Genomic DNA, 20243 nt, shown 5'->3' with positions numbered 1-20243 from the left:
GATGCCGGACGGCGGGGCCCACCCCTCGCTCCGGCATCTCACGGATGCCGGCGGCGGGGCCCACCCCTCGGTCGGACGGGTCCGGTCGGGCTACCGCGGCGCCATCCGGTCCGCCACGTCCGGGTGTCCCTTCAGCCAGGCCGCGACGGCGTCCTCCTCCTGGCCCTGGCCGCGCTGCTTGATCTCGCTCTCCAGGGAGCCGAGTTCACTCTCGCTCATCTTGAAGTTCTTGATCCACCGGGTGAGTTGCGGGTACTGCTGCGGGAACTTCGCGCTGGAGATGGTCCGGATCGTGTTGCCCTCGCCGAAGAGCTTCTTGCCGTCCGCGAGCTTGGTGAGCTTGTACTCGCTGTAGGCCCAGTGCGGGGACCACAGGACGACGGCGACCGGCTGCTTCTTGGCGTACGCGCGCTTCAGCTCCGCCAGCATCGCGGGCGTCGAGCCGTCGACGACCTTGTACTCCTTGTCGAGCCCGTAGCCCGGAAGCACCTTCTTCTTGAGCAGGTTCATCTCACCGGTGCCGGGCTCGATGCCGATGATCTTCCCGTCGAAGGTGCCGCCCTTGCCCTTCAGGTCCGCGAGGGACTTGACGCCCTTCACGTACGAGGGCACGGCGATCTCCAGCGAGGTCGGCGCGTACCAGGTACCCAGGTCCCTCAGGTCGTTCTTGTGCTGGTCCCAGTAGTTCGACTGGGCGTAGGGCAGCCAGGCGTCGAAGTTGAGGTCGAGGTCGCCGGAGGCCAGTCCCGTGTAGACGGGGCCGACGTCCATCTGCTTGAGGTTCAGCTGGTAACCCCGCCGTGCCAGCACGTTCTTCCACAGGTAGGTGACGGCGACGTCCTCGTCCCAGGGGAACCACGCGATGTCCAGCGGACGCTTCGCCTCGGCCGGAGCGGCGGCGGACGCGTTCCCGGTCGGAGCCAGCTTGTCGACGACACCGGGGTTCTTCTTCAGCCAGGCGCGCACGGCGTCCTGCTGCTTGCCCTTGCCGACCTTGTTGATCTCCGCCTCGAGACCCGTGAGCTGCTTCTCGGTCATCCTGAAGTTCTTCAGCCACCGGCCGACGACCGGGTTGTCCTGGGCGAAGCCCTTGCGGGAGAGGGTGTGCACCCCGTCGCCCTTGCCCCAGGCGCCCTTCGGGTCCTTGAGCTTCTTCAGGTCGTAGTCGCTGTACGCCCAGTGCGGCGACCAGAGGGTGACGACGACCGGCTGCTTCTTGGCGTACGCGCGCTTCAGCTCGGCCAGCATGGCGGGCGTCGAGCTGTCGACGACCTTGTACTCCTTGTCGAGCCCGTACTCCTTGAGCACCTTGCTCTTGAGCAGGCCCATCATCCCCGCGCTGGACTCGATGCCGGTGATCTTCCCGCCGAAGGTCCCGGCCTTGCCCTTGAGGTCCTCCAGCGAGTCGACGCCCTTCATGTACGAGGGCACGCTCAGCTCCAGCGAGGTGGGGCCGAACCAGGAGCCCAGGTCGTCGAGTTGTTTGCCGTACTTCTTCCAGTACTCGGCGTGCGTGGTCGGCAGCCACGAGTCCGTCTCGAAGTCGACGTCGCCCTGGGCCAGGGAGGTGTACAGCGGGCCCGCGTCGAACTGCTTGGTGTCGACGTCGAAGCCGCGCTCCTCCAGGATCTCCTTCCACAGGAAGGTGGAGGCGACGCCCTCGTCCCACGGGATGTAGCCGATGCTGACCTTCTTGCCCTGGCCGACGTTGTCGCCGTCGGCCGCGGTCGACGTCGAGTTCGTACCGCCGAAGACGCCCATGCCGCCCGCGACCAGCGCGAGGACGACGACGCCCACCACCGCGACGGCGGGACGGGGACGGTAGGACCAGATCCGCAGGCCCTGCGCGGCCCGCAGCTTGGCGGCGGCGCGGCGGCCGAGCGGGGAGACCTGGGTGCCGAGGGCGCCGGTCATCCGGTCGAGGTAGATCGCCAGGATGACGATGGCGACACCGGCCTCGGAACCCAGGCCGACGTTGAGCTGGCCGATGGCCTCGTTCACGTCGCCGCCGAGGCCGCCGGTGCCGACCATGCCCGCGATGGCCGCCATCGACAGACCCAGCATGATGACCTGGTTGACGCCCGCCATGACGGTGGGCAGGGCCAGCGGCAGCTGGATGCGCAGCAGGGTGTTGCGCGGGGTGGTGCCGAACGCGTCGGCGGCCTCCACGAGTTCCTTGTCGACCTGCCGGATGCCCAGTTCGGTCATGCGGACACCGGGGGCCAGCGCGAAGATCAGGGTGGCCACGATGCCGGCGGGGGCGCCGGTGCCGAAGAAGAGGATCGCCGGGATGAGGTAGATCATCGCGGGCAGGGTCTGCATGAAGTCGAGCACCGGGCGGACGATGCCGCTGACCCGGTCGGAGCGCGCCGCCCAGATGCCCACGGGGACGGAGACGACGAGTGCGATCAGTGTCGCCACGAGGACGAGCGAGAGGGTCACCATCGCGTCCTCCCACAGTTCGAGGGAGTCGATGAAGGCGAATCCCACGAAGGTGAGGACACCCGCGGAGGTGCCGCGCAGCCAGAACGCGATCACCGCGAAGATGCCGGCGAGGAGGAGCGGCTGGGGGGCCTGAAGGACGGCGTTGATGCCGTCGTAGGTGCCCGAGAAAACGGTCTTGAGGAAGTCGAAGAGCCACGCCATGTGGTTCAGCAGCCAGTCGACGACGTCGTTGACCCAGTCACCGAAGGGAATCCTAGGCACCGGCCGTCACCGCCTCGGTCCGCGGCTGCTCACAGCGGCCGGGTTCGTCCTGTTCGTCGCCGAGGAAGGCGACGAGCCGGCGACGCGGCACGACGCCGACCAGCTCGCCCTGGGGGTCGAGCACCGCGACCGGGTGCGTGAGGCGCGCGCTGATCGCGCACAGATCCACGAACGAGGTGTCGGGCAGCGCGGTCTCGCAGTCGCAGTCGGCCTCGTCGCCGCGTACGCCGGTGTCCATGACGGCGCCCGCCGTCAGCACCCGGGAGCGGTCGACGTCCTGGGTGAAGGAGGCGACGTAGTCGTCGGCGGGGCGCACGAGGATGTCCTCGGCGCTGCCGATCTGGACGATGCGGCCGTCGCGCATGACGGCGATCCGGTCGCCGAGCCGCATGGCCTCGTTGAGGTCGTGGGTGATGAACACGATGGTCTTCTTGAGTTTCTTCTGGAGCTCGATGAGCTGGTCCTGCATGTCGCGGCGGATCAGCGGGTCGAGCGCGCTGAACGACTCGTCCATCAGCAGCAGATCGGCGTCGGTGGCGAGTGCGCGGGCGAGGCCGACGCGCTGCTGCATACCGCCGGACAGCTCGTCGGGCCAGGACTTCTCCCAGCCCGCCAGCCCGGCCAGTTCCAGGGCCTCGGTGGCGCGCCTCCTGCGCTCGGCGGCCGGTACGCCCTGGACCTCCAGGCCGTACGCCGCGTTCTCCAGGACACTGCGGTGCGGGAAGAGCGCGAAGTGCTGGAAGACCATGCTGATCTTCTTCGAGCGGACCTCGCGCAGGTCACGGGCGCTGAGCGCGGTGAGGTCCTCACCGTCGAAGCGCACCTGTCCCGCGGTCGGTTCCAGAAGCCCGTTGAGCATGCGCAGCAAGGTGGACTTGCCGGATCCGGACAGGCCCATGACGACGAAGATCTGGCCCGGGTCGACCGTGAAGGACGCGTCGATCACCGCGGCGGTGGTGCCGTCGGCGCGCAGTTCCTCCCGGTCGGTTCCCTGGCGGAGTCGTTCCACCGCCTCTTCCGGTCGTCTCCCGAACACCTTGTACAGATGCTCGGCCTCAAGCCTGGATGACACGTGTGCCTCTCGTTCGGACGCCTCGATCGGTCTGATCGCTGCGCCGGGTCAGATCGGTGCGACCGCTGTGATCGCCGTGATCGCCGTGATCGGTTGAAAAAGCAACCGGGCGCTTCCCGATGCCGCGCCTGCCCTCGCTTACACGGAGCAAACACGAGAGTGGTCCAGGTCACTGTCAGTGGCGTACGGCATGATGCGAGGCGTGACCAGACGCCTGATGCTGCTCGACACCGCCTCCCTGTACTTCCGGGCCTACTTCGGGGTCCCCGACTCGGTGAGGGCCCCGGACGGCACGCCCGTGAACGCCGTGCGCGGGCTGCTCGACTTCATCGACCGCCTGGTCAAGGACCACCACCCGGACGACCTGGTGGCCTGTATGGACGCGGACTGGCGCCCGCAGTGGCGGGTCGACCTGATCCCCTCGTACAAGGCGCACCGGGTGGCCGTGGAGACCGAGACCGGCCCGGACGAGGAGGAGGTGCCGGACACCCTCTCCCCGCAGGTGCCCGTCATCGAGGACGTCCTGGACGCGCTGGGCATCGCGCGCGTGGGGGTCGAGGGGTACGAGGCGGACGACGTGATCGGCACCTTCACCGGGCGCGCCACCGGACCGGTCGACATCGTCACCGGCGACCGCGACCTCTACCAACTCGTCGACGACGAGCGGGAAGTGCGCGTCCTGTACCCCCTCAAGGGCGTCGGCACCCTCCAGCTCACCGACGAGACATGGCTGCGCGAGAAGTACGGGGTCGACGGCTCGGGGTACGCGGACCTGGCGCTGCTGCGCGGCGACCCGAGCGACGGCCTTCCGGGGGTGCCCGGGATCGGCGAGAAGACGGCGGCCAAGCTGCTCGACGCCTTCGGTGACCTCGCCGGGATCATGACCGCCGTGGACGACCCGAAGTCCGCGCTGACCCCCTCTCAGCGCAGGCGCCTCGACGAGTCCCGCCCCTACGTCGCCCTGGCGCCCGAGGTCGTACGGGTCGCGGGTGACGTCCCGCTGCCCGGCGTCGACACGGCGCTGCCGCACACCCCGCGCGACCCGGCCGCCCTGGACGCGCTCGCGGCCCGCTGGGGCCTGGGAGGATCACTGCAGCGCCTGCTCACGACGCTCGGCACCTGAGAAGCCGCGTTCTTCGCGCGAGAAGCATCGTTCTCGCCGACGGGGGGATCTCGGGTGAGGGCATCGTCACTGTTTGGAGCGGGGCTCGAGCCTCACCACGGGGGTACTCGAATCCCGGTACGAGGAGCGCGAAGGCCTCACCGGCAAAGGGTGCCAACCGGGACAGGGATGCTAACTTAGGGGAGCCTAAGTCAATGAACGAGGAGGCCGTCATGGCAGAGCGTCCGGCACGCAGGCCCAGGAAGCCCCATTGCGCGCGCGTCGTGCGGACCGAGCGGCTCACTCCCCATATGCAGCGCGTCGTCCTGGGCGGCGAGGGCCTCGCCGAGTTCACCGCGGGCACCTGTACCGACCATTACGTGAAGCTGCTCTTCGCCGCGGAGGGCGTCACCTATCCGGAGCCGTTCGACATGGAGCGGATCCGCGAGGAGTTCCCGCGCGAGCAGTGGCCCGTGACCCGGACGTACACCGTGCGGGCCTGGGACCCCGAACTGCGCGAGCTGACGCTCGACTTCGTGGTCCACGGCGACGAGGGCCTGGCCGGCCCCTGGGCGGCCCGCGTCCAACCGGGCGAGATCGTACGGTTCATGGGCCCCGGCGGCGCGTACGCGCCCGACGCGAGCGCCGACTGGCATCTGCTCGCCGGTGACGAGAGCGCGCTGCCCGCGATCGCCGCCGCCCTGGAGGCGTTGCCGGACGGCGCCGTGGCTCACGCCTTCCTGGAGGTCTCGGGCCGCGACGAGGAGCAGAAGATCGACTCCGACGTGGACGTGGTGTGGCTGCACCGCGGGGACCGGCCCGTCGGCGAGGCCCTGGTGGAGGCCGTGCGCGCGCTCGACTTCCCGGAAGGCCGGGTGCAGGCGTTCGTGCACGGCGAGGCGGCCTTCGTGAAGGACCTGCGCCGGCTGCTGCGGGTGGAGCGGGAGATCCCGCGCGAGGACCTGTCGATCTCCGGCTACTGGCGCCTGGGGCACAACGAGGACGGCTGGCAGGCGGCCAAGCGGGAGTGGAACGCGCAGGTGGAGGTGGAGCAGGAGGCGACCTCGGCGGCCGCTTCCTGAACCTCCCCGGGTCCGGGTCTCTCGGAGCGCCGGTACGACCTGAACTTTCGGAGCGACGGCCACACCACCGCCACGGTCCGCGCGGGCGGACCGCCCGAACGGCCGGGCACGGCACCCGGTCGGGATTCCCGGACCTCGCCGGACGCCCCCGTCTCCCTCGCCCGGTCGAGCGGGGCGAATCCCGCGCCGCGTCCAGCCGGACCCGCCGGACGGCGCCACGTTCCCCGCGTCCAACCGGGCCTGCCGGACGGCGCCGCCTTTCTGACGTGGCCGCCGAGCAGTCTCGCCGGACCGGCGGCTGGATCAGTGTGATCGGCTCGGACACGGACCGCCGTACGAGCAGCCCGCGCTGACGCCACGTCATGCGCCAGGCCGGGGAAGCGGCCACGCCCGTCACGCGGCCCCGGCGAGGACCACGCCGTCGGCGCCTTCCACCCCGGCCCCGGCCTCCGCACGGCGGCGGACCTCGGACAGCGACTCACGCACGGTCCGGCGGCCCGGCGGGAACGCCCGTCCAGCAGCGTGGGTCCGGACTCGCCGAGCGCCTCCCGCGACGTCAGGTACGCCGTCTGGCGCGGGAGTTCGCCCCTGAGGGCGCCCGGACCGCTCCCTCCCCCACCGACGACGGCAGGGCCCCGGCCGACGGTCGCGACCCGCCGGGCGAACTGGTCGGCCTCCTCCCGGCAGTGCGTGATGAGCGGTGTGGTCGGACCCTCTTCACCGGCGAGGCATGCGCTCTCGCTCCGTGCCGCGGGTGCGCGCCCCGGGCCCGGGACAGGGGCGTGAGCACTTCGGCGCGACCCGGACACTGCCGCGTCACGCGAGCGAAACAGGGTCTCCCTAATTTCTGTCACCCGACAGAATTCCGCGCCGAAGGCAGGTGCCACCGTGACCACCACCGCTCCCTCCGACGTACGCCCCGATCCACCCCGGTCCTCCGACGACGGCTCGCTCACTCCGTTCGGCTACCGCCAGGAACTGCGGCGCAGCCTCGGCCGTTACGCCTCGTTCGCCGCCGGTTTCTCCTTCATCTCGGTGCTGACGACCGTCTTCCAGTTCTTCGCCTTCGGGTACGCGTTCGGCGGCCCGGTCTTCTTCTGGACCTGGCCGGCCGTCCTGGTGGGCCAGCTGACAGTGGCCGCCTGCTTCGCCGAACTGGCCGCGCGCTACCCGCTCTCGGGCGCGATCTACCAGTGGTCCTCGCGTCTGTCGAACCTCTCCTTCGGCTGGTTCGCCGGCTGGATCATGGTGATCGGACAGATCGTGGTGGTCGCGGCGGCGGCCCTCGCACTGCAGACGGTGCTGCCCGCGATCTGGTCCGGCTTCCAGCTGGTGGGTGACGATCCGGCGCCCACCAGCCCCGACGGCGCGGCCAACGCGGCGGTCCTCGGTGTCGTCCTGCTCGTGCTGACCACACTGGTGAACGTCGTCGACAACCGGGTGATGTCGGTGATCAACCGCGTCGGCGTCACCGCCGAGATCATCGGCGCCGTTCTGATCATCGTCCTGCTGTTCACCCACTCCGAGCGCTCCCCGGGCATCACCTTCCACACCGGTGAGGGCGGATCAGGCCTGTTCGGGGCGCTGATGGTGGGCTCCTTCACGGCGGCCTACGTGTTGATCGGCTTCGACAGCGCGGGCGAGATGAGCGAGGAGACGCACCATCCGCGGCGTACCGCGCCCCGTACGATCCTCACCGCGCTCGGCGCGGCCGGTCTGCTCGGCGGACTGATCGTGCTCGGCGGACTGCTGGCCGCGCCCAGCCTCACCGACGGGCACCTGGGTGTGGACGGCCTGAGCTACGTGCTGACCAGCAGCCTCGGGGACGGGGTGGGCCGGGCGCTGCTCGCCGACGTGGTGGTGGCCGTCGCGGTGGCGACGCTGGCGATCCAGACGGCCGCCTGCCGCATGCTCTTCTCGATGGCCCGGGACGGCCGGCTCCCCTTCTCCCGCCGGCTCGCGAGGGTCAACCCGCGCACCGGCGTGCCGAGCGTGCCCGCGCTCACCGTCGGTGTCCTCGCCGCCGCCCTGCTGCTGCTCGACTTCGCCTCCCCGGAGGCCTTTCTGGCCATCGGCACCACCTGCATCGTGATGCTGTACCTGGCGTACGCGATGGTGACCGGGCCGATGCTGGTGCGCCGGCTGCGCGGCGAGTTCACCGCCGACGGGACCGACGAGACGGGCGCCCCGCTCTTCTCGCTGGGCCGCTGGGGTGTCCCGGTCAACGCGATCGCCCTCGTCTACGGTCTGCTCATGAGCGTCGACCTCGCCTGGCCGCGCGCCGCGGTGTACGACCCGGGGGGCGGACACTGGTACTTCCAGTGGTTCACCGTGCTGTTCCTGGCGTCGACGCTGATCGCGGGTGCGGCCTACCGGGCGTACGGGGCGTACCGGGCACGGACGGCGGTGGCTCTGGTGGCGGCCCCGGCCTCGTACACCTGAGCCCGGAGCAACCGACCCGGCAGCCGCCCCGCGCGTCCGAGCGGGGAGCACCCTGCCCCGCCGCCGCCCGTAGGCTTGAGCGGGTGAGACGCAAGCCCAGGATCCCGCCCTCCCCCCTGCCGCAGCGCGACGGTGTCGACCCCGTGCGCGTCCGACTGCCGCAGGCAGGGGAGTGGGCCACGGTGCGCGAGCATCTGGTGGCGCGGCTCGCGGCGGGGGCCGGGGTGATCGACACGATGCTCGCGGACGGGCTGATCGTGCGGGCGGACGGGCGGCCGGTCGAGCCCGGCACGGCGTACGAGCCGGGGATGTTCGTGTGGTTCCACCGGGAGCTGCCCGACGAGGAGCGGGTGCCGTTCGCCGTGGACGTCGTGTACCGCGACGCGCATGTCGTGGTGGCCGACAAACCCCACTTCCTCGCCACCACACCGCGCGGCAGCCATGTCGCCGAGACCGTGCTCGCGCGGCTGCGGCGGGAGCTTGACCTCCCGGCGCTGGGCGCCGCGCACCGCCTCGACCGGCTCACCGCCGGGCTCGTGCTGTTCACCGTGCGGCCCGAGGAGCGCGGCGCCTACCAGTCGCTGTTCCGCGACCGGCTCGTCACCAAGGAGTACGAGGCGGTGGCCCCGTACGACGGGGGGCTCGAACTGCCGCGCACGGTCCGCAGCCGGATCGTGAAGGAGCGCGGGGTGATGGCCGCGCGGGAGGTCGCCGGCGAACCGAACGCCGTGAGCCGGATCGAACTCCGCGACCACCGCGACGGGTTGGGACGCTACCGGCTGGTGCCCCGCACCGGGCAGACCCATCAGCTCCGGGTGCACATGAACACGCTGGGCGTCCCCCTCCTCGGGGATCCGCTCTACCCGGTGGTGACCGGCCCCGTGCCGGCCGGCGACTTCCGGCGTCCGCTCCAACTGCTCGCGCGGAAACTGGAGTTCACCGATCCGGTCACGGGGCACGCGCACCGGTTCGTCAGCGGGCGGGAGCTCCAGGCCTGGACCGCGCACGACGACTGGGCGCGGTAGCCCGGAGCCCCGGCCCGCCTGCGCGGTTCAGTAACCGCGCCACCAGGCCAGGAAGCGCTGCCAGGCCCCGGCCGGGCGAACGGGTACGGGGGCGTGTGCCGGTGCTGCCGGCGGCACCATCGGGGCGGGCGTCGACATCGGCAGGGACGGCTCACGCCGCGGCGCGGACGCCGCCGACTGGTCGGTGCCGATCTGCCAGGGCTGCCGCTGCGGCGGGACCGGCCCATCGGACGGCACGTCCTCGACCTCCTCCGGCGGCTGCGGTTCGAAGTAGACGGGGAGCTCCACCAGGTGCCGCGACGACATCGCCGAACGCCAGCGCAACTCGTCCTCGTCGCCCTCGAGTTCGACGTCGGGCAGACGCATCAGCAGCGCCTCGACACCGACGTCGGCGATGGCACGGCCGATGTCCTGCCCCGGGCACTCGTGGGGTCCGCCGCCGAAGGCCAGGTGGGACCGGTTGCCCATCATGTCGGCCTTGAGGTCGGGCCGCACCCGGGGGTCGATGTTGCCCGGCGCGATACCGAGGATCAGACCGTCGCCCCGGCGGATGGTCCGGCCGCCCAGCTCGGTGTCCTGCTTGGCGAAGTAGCCGAGGACGGCGCTGAACGGGGGCTCGTCCCACAGCGACTGCTCGACGGCCTCGGGGACCGTCATCTGCCCGCCATTCAACCGGGCGCGGAAGCGCGGGTCGATGAGCACCACGCGCAACACGTTGGCGAGCAGGTTGGCCGTGGCCTCGTACGCGGCCAGCAGCACCAGACGCAGATGCTGGGCGACCTCGTCGTCGGTGAGCCCGGCCGGGTGGTTGATGAGATGGCCGGTGAAGTCGTCCCCGGGCTGGCCACGGCGCCGGGCGGTGTGCCGGATCAGGATGTTCATGACGTACTCGTTGCTGGCGATCGCGGTCTCGGTGCCCTTGAGCAGGTCGCGGGTGGCCTGCACGAGACGGTCGTCGTACTCGTGGGGCATACCGAGGATCTGGCAGAGCACGGCCATCGGGAGGTGCTCGGCGAACTGGCCGACCAGATCCGCCCGGCCCTTCTCGCAGAAGCGGTTGACGAGGATCTGGGTCGCCCGGTTGATGTGCCGGCGGATGGTGCGGTGGTTGATGGTCGACATGGCGCCCATGACCGCGCCGCGCAGCCGCAGGTGCTCGTCGCCCTCGGCGTGGGAGCAGATGGGCTGCCAGGCGATGTGCGGCGCGAGCGGGTGTTCGGGGCCGGCCGTGCCGTCCTTGACCGCGGTCCACAGCCGGCTGTCCCGGGAGAAGTGGGTGGGCGTGCTCACCATGTGCAGGTTCTCCGCGTGGCCGAGCACCACCCAGATCGGCACGTCGTGGTGGAGCAGCACGGGGGCGACCGCACCGTGCTCGTCGCGGAGTTCCTCGTACAGGGCTCCCAGGTCCTCCGCCTCGGGGCCGTAGAGCCGGTGGAGCCCGCCGGGACCTCGGCCGTGGGCCGGGCAGCCCGGCGGCGGGTCGAGGGCGAGGTCGTCCGTACCGGCCGGTGCGTGGGGTTCAGGCGTCACGATGATCGCTCCGAAGCTGAAGTGGGTCCGGTGTCTTGGGGAGTGGGGGGTGGGAGTGGGGGGTGGGGCGCGCGGCAGGCGGCGGGTGTCAGGCCCGCGAGGAGGACATCGCCAGCGAGTGCAGGAATCGCATCAGCGTCATCAGGACGTCACGGCTGGAGGCCCGGCGGCGCGCGTCGCACTTCACGATCGGGATCTCCTCCGCGAGGTCGAGCGCGGTGCGCAGGTCCTCGATCGGATAGCTGGGCGCGTCCGGGAAGTCGTTTATGGCGACGACGAACGGCACGCCGCGTTCCTCCAGGCGGCCGATCACGTCGAAGCTGACTTCCAGACGGCGGGTGTCGATCAGCACCACCGCGCCGAGCGCGCCCTCGAAGAGGCCGTTCCACAGGAACCAGAAGCGTTCCTGGCCTGGGGTGCCGAAGAGGTACAGCACCAGCTGTTCGGTGATGCTGATGCGGCCGAAGTCCATGGCCACGGTGGTGGCCGTCTTGGTCTCGGAGCCGTAGTTGTCGTCGATGCCGATGCCGGCCTGCGTCATGGTCTCCTCGGTGGTCAGCGGCTTGATCTCGCTGACGGCACCCACCATGGTCGTCTTGCCGACCCCGAAACCGCCCACGATCACGATCTTCACCGCGGCGGTCGCCGTGTGCGGCAGGTGGTCCTCGGCGCGCGGGCCGGTGATCGTGTCAGAGCTTTTGAAGTCCATGCATCACCGCTTCGAGGAGGGAACGGTCGGGGAGCGCCGAGCGGACGATCGGGGCGCGCGCCTGTACCAGTTCGGCCGTCAGCAGCTCGGTGAGCAGGACGGTCACCACGCTGAACGGGAGATTGAGATAGGCCGAGAGTTCGGCCACGGACAAGGGGGCCCTGCACAGCCGCAGGAGCACCGACTGCTCGGGCTGCGTGGTGGGCGCCGGAGGGTCGGCGCGCGCCACGATCAGGGTGACCAGGTCGAGGTCGGCCCGGTCGCCGTCCTCGCCGCCGCCGGTGAGCACATACAGGCGCCCAGGGATCTTGGGGTCCGGTTCCTGGCCCTCCTGGGGGGTTCCCTCCGGGGATGCCTCCTCGTGCGGGGGGCCTCCCCGGGGGGCGTCCCGGGGCTCTGGGGTGGGGTGGCGCCGACGGCGTTGCGGAGGAGTCATACGGTCTGCCCGTTGCGGCGCGGCGGGCTGGTGAGATGCGCGCCGATCCGTGCGACGAGGTCACGCATGCGGTTGCTCATCAGGCCGGGCTCCGCGGTCTGGTTGGCGAGGACCGCGAGATAGGCGTTGGCCCCGGCGGACATGAGGTAGAAGTAGCCGCCGTTGATCTCGATGATGACCATCCGCATCGTGCCGTCGCTGCGGGGGATCTCGCCCGCGACGGCTCCGGCCAGGCTCTGGAGTCCCGCGCAGGCGGCGGCGACGCGGTCGGCGGCGTCGGGGTCGCCGCCGTAGCGGGCGATGCGCAGCCCGTCGGCGGAGAGCACCACGATCTGCTGGATGCCCGGGACGCCGTCGGCGAGATCTTTGAGCATCCAGTCGAAGTTGCCTCGCTGCTGGATCACTTGAGGTCCCCCTCGTCGTCGGCCTCGGCAGGGGCCGGCTGATGGCTACGGGTGAATGCGGTCGGGTCCGGGTCGCCCTTGAGGCCTTCCATGAACGCCTCGACCCACAGCCCCGGCGGGGGCTCCTCCTCCCTGGGGGCGGGCGCGGGCGTCCAGGGCGCCGCGGCGGCCGCGGCCTCGGCGGCCAGCTCTGCGGCCCGGGCCTCCGCGATCCGCTGGCTGAGCGGGACCTTGACCCTGCTGCGCCGCTGCGGCAGCCCGTTGGCCGTCCACTCGGTGACCAGCGGGGCGTCGTCGTCCTGGGACCCGTCGTGCGGCGACGGGATACGGGGTCCGGTGGTCGGACGGCGTTTCTTCGGCTTGCGCTTGGGGCCCTCGACTCCGTCGGTGTCCATCGTCGGCACCGCGTTCACGCCGATGCCGTGCGCGAGACCGGGGGCGGGATCCTTGGTGAGCATGTTGCTCGGCACGACGATGACGGCGCGGACGCCGCCGTACGCGGACTGGCGGAGCGAGATCTTCATGTCGTACATCTTCGAGAGCCGCCCGACGACGGCCATGCCGAGCCGGGGGGCCTCGCCGAGGATGTTGAGGTCGACGCCGGCCGCGGCCTGCCGGAGCAGTTCCTCGATCTTTCCGCGGGCCTCGTCGCTGAAGCTGACGCCGGAGTCCTCGATCTCGATGGCGACACCGGTCTGCACGACGAGGGCGGTGAGGTGCACCTTGGTGGTCGGCGGCGAGTAGCGCGTCGCGTTGTCGAGCAGTTCGGCGACGGCGTGGATGACCGGTTCGACGTGGATGCCGTTGACGTTGACGTCGGCGATCGAGTGCAGCTCGATGCGGCGGTACTCCAGGATCCGGGACATGGCGCCGCGCATCACGCTGAACAGCTGGACGGGCTCGGGCCAGTTGCGCCCCGGACGGCCGCCGCCGAGCACGGCGATGGAGTCGGCGAGGCGGCCGATCAGCGCGGTGCCGTGGTCGATGCGCAGCAGGTCGTCGAAGACCTCGGGGTTGCGCCCGTGGTCCTCCTCCATCTCGCGGAGTTCCTTGTTCTGCTGGTGCACGATCGCCTGGACGCGCCGGGCGATGTTGACGAAGGAGCGCTGGGAGGAGTCGCGCAGCAGGTCCTCGTCGTCCACGACCTTGAGCACGGCGCCGAGCAGATCCCGCTGCACGGCGGTGAGTTCGCACGGGTCGCTCGCGCCCTGGCCGAAGGTACGGGCCACATTCTCGGGGTTGACACCGCCCCGCATGCGGCGGAGCGCGATCGGCAGGACCTCTGTGCGCAGGCGCACGAACTCCTGGTCGTGGGCGGCGATGCGCTGTTCGAAGTACGCGGTGCTGCGGGCGAGTTCGGCGCGCAGGTCACGGGCGTCGCGGCCGCGGCGCACGGCTTCCGCCGCGACGGCGACGACCAGCAGCGTCGCGATGGCGCCGCACCAGCCGACGGCGGTCCTGGCCGGGCCCGTCACCACGGCGACGGCGGTCCCGGTCACCGCGGCCATCAGTGTGGCCGGCAGCAACAGGACGCGCGCGTAGGGAAGTTCACGGCCACCGGGAGGCGATTGAACACTCACCATGTATGCCCTCTGAGACAGATCGGCGGGGGGTCGGGGGGGAGTTCGTGGGGGAAAACGCATGGTCAAACTGAATCTTCGGAACTTTTGAGAACAAGCGCACGATTACATCTCAACTCGGCGCGCTGCGGGCGAGCTTAGTCCGACCGGATCATCGCCGTGTCATATTCGACAAGCGCCTGAAATCGCCCGGGAGACAGGAGTACCCTCAGCCCTTTTATACGCTCAGGCTTCACTCGCGCACCCTCGGTAACGACGTGCGGGTAACCGAAATCCCCTGCCCCACCGGGCGGTATGTCAGATGCCGGCGATCCTCAGCGCCGCGTCGGCGGTGGCCTCGGCGAACGCGGACACGGGCCGGTCCGGGTCGGAGCGGTGCACGAGAATCACCCCTTCGATGAGGCCGAACAACAGATCCGTCCGCAGATCGAGTTCACCCTTGGCGAGTACGCCGCCCGCGACCGTCGCTGCCAGCAACTGCCGGTAGGTGTCCTTGAGTTCGGCCCGTACGGCGTGGAAGCCGGCAAAGCGCTCGGCGCGCACCTCGGGCAGCAGGTACAGCCCGCCGAGGTTGTGCGGGCCGCCGCGGAGCAGTTCCACGTCGGTGCGGCACAGCTCCCACAACCGGCCCTCGGGCGCGGCCGTGTCGTCCGCCAGGAGCTGCCGGGCGAAGGCCAGCGAGGGCGTGACCGTGGACTCCAGGAGCTCGGCGAGCAGCTCCTCCTTGCCGGAGACGTAGTGGTACATGGACGCCTGGCGCATGCCCGCCCGCTCGGCGACGGCCCGGGTGGTCGTCGCCGCGTACCCGTGTGTGGTGAACAACTCGGCGGCAGCGGACAGCAGTTCGTCGCGCGGGGACAGGCCGCTGTCCGGCCGCTGCGTCGCACGCGGCCGGCCCACCCGTCGTCCGCCACCGGCTCCCATGCGTTCGATCCTCGCACAGGACGCCGGTGGCCGATCGCACCCCGGAGGAGACCTCGGACTCTCGTGACCAGCCGTGTCGGCCCCGGCCGCCGCCGCGCCGCGGGCACGGGTGAGGGATCGGTAACCGGACGGCAACGCGCGAGACACGGCGCCGAACCCCGGCGCTCCTAATTTCTGTCGGGCGACAGAAATCACCCGGAGCCGGAGGAACCGCGATGGCGACAGCGACCACGTACGGAGCACGCGATCACGCCCGCGCCCAGGAGGGCACCCCCGCCGAGGCCATGCCCGTCGTCCCGGCGAGCTCCTGGCCCGCGCCCCCCTGCGAGGCGGGCCACCTGGTGTGGGCGGAGACGGTGGCCGGCGGCAACTACACGCACCGGGTGCTGGCCCGCGGCACGGAACTCAGGCTGACCGACCTGAGCGGCGACGCCTGCGCACACCTCCTCCTGTACGCCGCCGACCGTCCCTGGGAGCGCCTGAACGTGGCGGACACGGTCAAGGTCCAGTGGAACGCGTACCTGGGCGAGGGGCAGTTGCTCCTCTCCGACCAGGGCCGTGTGCTCGCCTCGCTCACCGCCGACACCTCCGGGCGGCACGACGCGCTGTGCGGCACCTCCACGCTCGTACGCAACACGCGGCGCTACGGGGACGGCGCGCCGCAGTCCGCCTCCCCCGCGGGACGCGAGCTGTTCAAGCTGGCCGCCGCCAAGAACGGACTCGGACCACGCGATCTGCCGCCCTCGCTCTCCTTCTTCCAGGGCGTGGCGACAGGCGAGGACGGCTCCCTGGACTTCACCGGTTCGGCGGGGCCGGGCGGCAGTGTGACGTTGCGCGCCGAGCAGGACGTCACCGTGCTGATCGTGAACGTGCCGCACCCGGTCGACCCGCGCCCCGCCTACATCTGCACCGCTCTTGAGGTGCTCGCCTGGCGGTCGGCGGCGACGAAGCCGGGCGACCCGTTGTGGGAGGCGACGCCCGAGGGCCGCCGTGCCTTCCTCAACACCGTCGGGTTCCTGGCCGCGAGGGGGCTCGCGTGAGCACGGCCACGAGCGCCGCCACGACCGTGGTTCCCGCACGCGCCGCCTGGTCGTCCGTCATCCGCGCGGGCGGCACACTCACCATCACCGACCTGCACGGCGACCAGGCCGTCGACTTCCTCGCGTACGACGCCCACGACCCGTCCGTGCGCTACAGCGCGCCCGACACGATCCAGGCGCAGGGCAACATCTTCCTGACGGCCGGCAGTGTGCTGATGTCCAACGAGCACACGCCCCTGATGACCGTGGTGTCCGACGACGTCGGCCGGCACGACACGGTCGGCGGCGCCTGCTCCAAGGAGTCGAACACGCTGCGGTACGGCCACCACACGTGGTCGCAGCACGCCTGCGTGGACAACTTCCTCGCGCGCGGCGCCCTGCACGGCCTCGGCAAGCGCGATCTCGTCTCGAACATCAACTGGTACATGAACGTACCGGTCGAGAAGGACGGCACCCTCGGCATCGTCGACGGCCTCTCGGCGCCGGGCCTCGCCCTGACCCTGCGCGCCGAACGCGATGTCCTCGTCCTGGTCTCCAACTGCCCCCAGATCAACAACCCCTGCAACGGCTTCGAACCGACCGCCGTGCGGATGAGCGTGGGGACGGCGGAATGAGCTTCGACACGCTGTTGATCGCCAACCGGGGCGAGATCGCGGTCCGGATCATCCGTACCGCGCGCGAACTCGGCCTCCGCACGGTCGCGGTGTACTCCGACCCCGACCGCTCGGCACCGCACGTCCGGCTCGCCGACGAGGCCGTCCGGCTGGGCCCGGCCCCCGCGAAGGAGTCGTATCTCGACGCCGACCTGGTTCTGAAGGCGGCCAAGGACACCGGCGCCGGGGCGATCCACCCCGGCTACGGCTTCCTGTCCGAGGACGCGGCCTTCGCGCGGCGCTGCGAGGACGCCGGGATCGTCTTCGTGGGACCGACGCCCCGGCAGCTGGAACTGTTCGGGGCGAAGCACACCGCGCGGGCGGCGGCCCGGACGGCCGGTGTGCCGCTGGCCCCGGGCACGGGGCTGCTGCCCGGCCTCCCGGAGGCCCTGGAGGCGGCCGAGGGCATCGGCTATCCCGTGATGCTCAAGGCCACCGGCGGCGGGGGCGGCATCGGGATGGCGGCCTGCGGCTCCGCGGGTGAACTGGCCGAGGCCTGGGAGCGCGTGCAGCGCGTCGCCGCCGCGTCCTTCGCCTCCGCCGGGGTCTTCCTGGAGCGCCTGGTGGAGCACGCCCGCCATGTCGAGGTGCAGGTCTTCGGCGACGGCCGGGGCCGCGTCGTCACCTTCGGCGACCGCGACTGCTCGCTCCAGCGCCGCAACCAGAAGGTCCTGGAGGAGGCCCCGGCCCCCGGGCTCCCGGCTCACGTGCGGTCCCGTCTCGCCTCCTGCGCACGTGACCTGTGCGCGAGTGTCGGGTACCGGTCGGCCGGCACGGTCGAGTTCGTGTACGACGCCGCACGCGAGGAGGCGTACTTCCTGGAGGTCAACACCCGTCTCCAGGTGGAGCATCCGGTCACCGAGGAGATCTACGGGGTCGACCTCGTCGCCTGGATGCTGCGGCTCGCACGCGGTGAGTCGGAGGTCGTGCGGGACCCGGGGGCGCCGCGCGGTCACGCCGTGGAGGCCCGGCTGTACGCCGAGGACCCCTCGCGCGAGCACCGGCCGAGCGCGGGGCTGCTGACCCGGGTCGAGTTCCCCGGCGGCGTCCGGGTGGACGGCTGGGTGGAGACGGGCACCGAGGTGACCACCGCGTACGACCCCCTGCTCGCGAAGATCGTCGCGTACGGCCCGGACCGCGCACACGCCCTGGAACGGCTGGACGAGGCGCTGGCCAGGACCCGGATCGACGGCGTCGAGACGAACCTGGGACTGGTGCGGGCCGCGCTCGCCGAGCCGTCCTTCCGGCGGGCCGGGCACTCGACGGCGACGCTGGCCGGGGTCACCGATCCCACGGCCCGCGTCGAGGTGGTCTCCGGCGGCACGCTCACCACGGTCCAGGACTGGCCGGGCCGCACCGGCTACTGGCAGGTGGGCGTGCCGCCGTGCGGACCGATGGACGACCTGTCCTTCCGGCTGGGCAACCGCGCCCTCGGCAACGACGAGGGGGCACCCGGTCTGGAGTGCACCCTGCGGGGACCGGCCCTGCGCTTCACGCACGCCGTCACGGTCTGTGTCACCGGCGCCCCGGCGCCGGTGACCGTGGACGGTACGGCGATCGCCCAGTGGGAGCCGGTGACGGTCCCCGCGGGAGCGGTGCTGGACGTCGGCGCACCCGGCGGACACGGCCTGCGCACCTACGTCCTCTTCGCCGGCGGGGGCCTGGACGTCCCGGCGTTCCTCGGCAGCGCGGCCACCTTCACCCTGGGCCGGTTCGGCGGGCACGGTGGCCGGGCGCTGCGGACGGGGGACGTGCTGCACGGCGGATCGGTCACCGCCGCCGCGGCGCCCGTACCGCCCGCCGACCGGCCCGTGTTCACGTCCGGGTGGCGGGTCGGCGCGCTCGAAGGCCCGCACGCCGCACCGGAGTTCTTCACCGAGGACGACATCCACGACTTCTACGCGGCCGACTGGAGGGTCCACTTCAACTCGGCGCGCACCGGTGTACGACTGGTCGGCCCCAAGCCCCGCTGGGCGCGTACGGACGGCGGCGAGGCGGGCCTGCACCCCTCCAACATCCACGACACGCCGTACTCGGTCGGTGCCGTCGACTACACCGGCGACATGCCGGTGCTGCTCGGCCCGGACGGCCCCTCGCTCGGCGGCTTCGTCTGCCCCGCGACGGTCGTCAGCACGGAGCGCTGGAAGCTCGGCCAGCTCCGCCCCGGCGACACCGTGCGCTTCGCACCGCTCGCCGACGACGGCTCGGCGCGGGCCGCCGTCGTGGACGGCGGGGTGCTGGCCCGGGACGGCGACGTGACGTTCCGCCGCAGCGGCGACGACAACCTGCTGGTCGAGTTCGGGCCCATGCGGCTGGACCTGGCGCTGCGCATGCGGGTCCACGCGCTGATGGAGGCGGTGGCCGTGACGGACCTCGACGGCGTCACCGACCTGACCCCCGGCATCCGCTCCCTGCAGATCCAGACGGATCCGCGCAGACTTCCGCAGCGCGCACTGCTCGCCGCCGTGCGGGAGACCGTCCGCACGCTCCCGCCCACCGACCGGCTCGTGGTCCCCTCCCGTACCGTGCACCTCCCGCTGTCCTGGGACGACCCGGCGACCCGCGAGGCCGTCGACCGCTACATGGCGGGGGTCCGCGACGACGCGCCCTGGTGCCCGTGGAACATCGAGTTCATCCGCCGGGTGAACGGCCTGGACTCGGTGGACGACGTGTACCGCACCGTCTTCGACGCCGAATACCTCGTACTGGGCCTGGGCGACGTGTACCTGGGCGCGCCGGTCGCGACCCCGCTGGACCCGCGGCACCGTCTGGTCACCACCAAGTACAACCCGGCCCGCACCTGGACCGCCGAGAACTCCGTCGGCATCGGCGGCGCCTATCTCTGCGTCTACGGCATGGAGGGTCCCGGCGGCTACCAGTTCGTGGGCCGGACCACCCAGGTGTGGTCGGGGTGGCAGCAACGCGGTGCCTTCGAGCCGGGCTCTCCCTGGCTGCTGCGCTTCTTCGACCGCATCAAGTGGTACGCCGTGGAGCCGGACGAACTCCTCGGTCTGCGCGCCGACATCGTCTCGGGGCGGTTCGTGCCACGGATCGAGGAGGGCGAGTTCTCACTGGCGTGCTACGAGGACTTCCTCGCCGCCCACGCCGAGTCGATCGCGCGGTTCCGGGCCCGGCAGGGCGCCGCGTTCGGCGCGGAGCGGGATGCCTGGGAGGCGGCGGGCGAGTTCGCCCGCGCGGACGCTCCGACCGCGCCCGTGGCGGCGGCCGCCGAGGTGACCGTCCCGGCGGGCGGCCGGCTCGTCGAGGCCGAGTTCGCCGCGTCCGTGTGGCAGGTGAACGTAGAGCCGGGCGACCATGTCATTGCCGGCCAGCCCCTGCTGGCGCTGGAGGCGATGAAGATGGAGTCCAGGGTGGCCGCCCCGACGGACGGAGTCGTACGGCAGGTCCTCACCAGGCCGGGCGCCCAGGTGGAAGCGGGCACGGCACTGGTCGTCCTGGCACCCGCCACCTGACCCTACGGGCGTGCTCCATGGGCGAGGCGGGGGGCACCCGTCACCCGTCGGGTCGCGCCCTGCGA

Annotated in this window: 15 protein-coding genes; 7 read left to right on the top strand and 8 right to left on the bottom strand. The window is 71.5% G+C overall.

Features of this window, described 5'->3' with window-relative positions; genetic code table 11:
- Window positions 1-90: 90 nt before the first annotated feature.
- Together ABZV34_RS12725 and ABZV34_RS12720 are read right to left on the bottom strand one after the other, a co-directional pair.
- Window positions 91-2706, bottom strand: coding sequence for an ABC transporter permease/substrate binding protein (locus ABZV34_RS12725; RefSeq protein WP_356274164.1), 2616 nt, complete (start codon window positions 2704-2706; stop codon window positions 91-93).
- On the bottom strand, window positions 2699-3778 hold the full coding sequence (locus ABZV34_RS12720) for a betaine/proline/choline family ABC transporter ATP-binding protein (protein WP_356274161.1): 1080 nt from the start codon (window positions 3776-3778) through the stop codon (window positions 2699-2701). The genes ABZV34_RS12725 and ABZV34_RS12720 overlap by 8 nt, the downstream gene beginning before the upstream one ends.
- Window positions 3779-3971: 193 nt before the next feature.
- Here ABZV34_RS12720 and ABZV34_RS12715 point away from each other — a divergent pair, with 193 nt between their 5' ends.
- From ABZV34_RS12715 to ABZV34_RS12700, 4 genes are all read left to right on the top strand, one after another.
- Window positions 3972-4901, top strand: a complete 930-nt coding sequence (locus ABZV34_RS12715; protein WP_356274198.1) for a 5'-3' exonuclease — start codon at window positions 3972-3974, stop codon at window positions 4899-4901.
- Between the two features lie 212 nt (window positions 4902-5113).
- Entirely contained in the window at window positions 5114-5962 is an 849-nt protein-coding gene (locus tag ABZV34_RS12710) for a siderophore-interacting protein (RefSeq protein WP_356274155.1), read from the top strand.
- A gap of 888 nt (window positions 5963-6850) precedes the next feature.
- The gene (locus ABZV34_RS12705; protein ID WP_356274152.1) at window positions 6851-8404 is read left to right on the top strand and encodes an amino acid permease; all 1554 of its coding nucleotides are present in this window, start codon (window positions 6851-6853) and stop codon (window positions 8402-8404) included.
- Between the two features lie 83 nt (window positions 8405-8487).
- Window positions 8488-9429 carry an RluA family pseudouridine synthase gene (locus tag ABZV34_RS12700; RefSeq protein ID WP_356274149.1) on the top strand — a complete coding sequence of 314 codons (942 nt, stop codon included), beginning with the start codon at window positions 8488-8490 and terminating at the stop codon, window positions 9427-9429.
- Between the two features lie 27 nt (window positions 9430-9456).
- Here the strand turns inward: ABZV34_RS12700 and ABZV34_RS12695 are convergent, their stop codons facing one another.
- From ABZV34_RS12695 to ABZV34_RS12670, 6 genes are all read right to left on the bottom strand, one after another.
- On the bottom strand, window positions 9457-10959 hold the full coding sequence (locus ABZV34_RS12695; RefSeq protein ID WP_356274146.1) for a cytochrome P450: 1503 nt from the start codon (window positions 10957-10959) through the stop codon (window positions 9457-9459).
- 88 nt (window positions 10960-11047) lie between these two features.
- Window positions 11048-11668, bottom strand: a complete 621-nt coding sequence (locus ABZV34_RS12690; protein ID WP_266697876.1) for an ATP/GTP-binding protein — start codon at window positions 11666-11668, stop codon at window positions 11048-11050.
- Window positions 11649-12104 (bottom strand): DUF742 domain-containing protein, encoded by a 456-nt coding sequence (locus tag ABZV34_RS12685; RefSeq protein ID WP_356274143.1) that lies wholly within the window; start codon window positions 12102-12104, stop codon window positions 11649-11651. The genes ABZV34_RS12690 and ABZV34_RS12685 overlap by 20 nt, the downstream gene beginning before the upstream one ends.
- Complete coding sequence (locus ABZV34_RS12680; RefSeq protein WP_148007708.1) at window positions 12101-12508, bottom strand: roadblock/LC7 domain-containing protein; 408 nt, start codon at window positions 12506-12508, stop codon at window positions 12101-12103. Before ABZV34_RS12680 ends, ABZV34_RS12685 begins: the two co-directional genes overlap by 4 nt.
- The gene (locus ABZV34_RS12675) at window positions 12505-14091 is read right to left on the bottom strand and encodes an ATP-binding protein (protein WP_356274140.1); all 1587 of its coding nucleotides are present in this window, start codon (window positions 14089-14091) and stop codon (window positions 12505-12507) included. Before ABZV34_RS12675 ends, ABZV34_RS12680 begins: the two co-directional genes overlap by 4 nt.
- A gap of 294 nt (window positions 14092-14385) precedes the next feature.
- Window positions 14386-15012, bottom strand: a complete 627-nt coding sequence (locus tag ABZV34_RS12670; RefSeq protein ID WP_356274137.1) for a TetR/AcrR family transcriptional regulator — start codon at window positions 15010-15012, stop codon at window positions 14386-14388.
- A gap of 215 nt (window positions 15013-15227) precedes the next feature.
- On the opposite strand from ABZV34_RS12670, the gene ABZV34_RS12665 reads away from it, so the two are divergent.
- The 3 genes from ABZV34_RS12665 to ABZV34_RS12655 are packed head-to-tail and all read left to right on the top strand — an operon-like array spanning window position 15228 to window position 20178.
- Window positions 15228-16052, top strand: a complete 825-nt coding sequence (locus ABZV34_RS12665) for an urea amidolyase associated protein UAAP1 (RefSeq protein WP_356274134.1) — start codon at window positions 15228-15230, stop codon at window positions 16050-16052.
- Window positions 16049-16666, top strand: a complete 618-nt coding sequence (locus tag ABZV34_RS12660) for an urea amidolyase associated protein UAAP2 (RefSeq protein ID WP_356274131.1) — start codon at window positions 16049-16051, stop codon at window positions 16664-16666. The genes ABZV34_RS12665 and ABZV34_RS12660 overlap by 4 nt, the downstream gene beginning before the upstream one ends.
- Window positions 16663-20178: a 5-oxoprolinase/urea amidolyase family protein gene (locus ABZV34_RS12655; RefSeq protein WP_356274129.1), complete on the top strand. Its 3516-nt coding sequence runs from the start codon at window positions 16663-16665 to the stop codon at window positions 20176-20178. Before ABZV34_RS12660 ends, ABZV34_RS12655 begins: the two co-directional genes overlap by 4 nt.
- The last annotated feature ends 65 nt before the right edge of the window (window positions 20179-20243 follow it).

Source organism: Streptomyces sp. NPDC005195, from assembly GCF_040608315.1.
GTDB lineage: Bacteria > Actinomycetota > Actinomycetes > Streptomycetales > Streptomycetaceae > Streptomyces > Streptomyces kaempferi.
This window is presented reverse-complemented; position numbering and strand designations above follow the sequence as displayed.

Bases quoted from the DNA above. Each gene is read 5' to 3' on its own strand.
- ABZV34_RS12715 (WP_356274198.1), top strand. From the start codon at position 3,972: ATGCGAGGCGTGACCAGACGCCTGATGCTGCTCGACACCGCCTCCCTG.
- ABZV34_RS12710 (WP_356274155.1), top strand. From the start codon at position 5,114: ATGGCAGAGCGTCCGGCACGCAGGCCCAGGAAGCCCCATTGCGCGCGC.
- ABZV34_RS12690 (WP_266697876.1), bottom strand. From the start codon at position 11,668: ATGGACTTCAAAAGCTCTGACACGATCACCGGCCCGCGCGCCGAGGAC.
- ABZV34_RS12685 (WP_356274143.1), bottom strand. From the start codon at position 12,104: ATGACTCCTCCGCAACGCCGTCGGCGCCACCCCACCCCAGAGCCCCGG.
- ABZV34_RS12675 (WP_356274140.1), bottom strand. From the start codon at position 14,091: ATGGTGAGTGTTCAATCGCCTCCCGGTGGCCGTGAACTTCCCTACGCG.
- ABZV34_RS12670 (WP_356274137.1), bottom strand. From the start codon at position 15,012: ATGGGAGCCGGTGGCGGACGACGGGTGGGCCGGCCGCGTGCGACGCAG.
- ABZV34_RS12665 (WP_356274134.1), top strand. From the start codon at position 15,228: ATGGCGACAGCGACCACGTACGGAGCACGCGATCACGCCCGCGCCCAG.
- ABZV34_RS12655 (WP_356274129.1), top strand. From the start codon at position 16,663: ATGAGCTTCGACACGCTGTTGATCGCCAACCGGGGCGAGATCGCGGTC.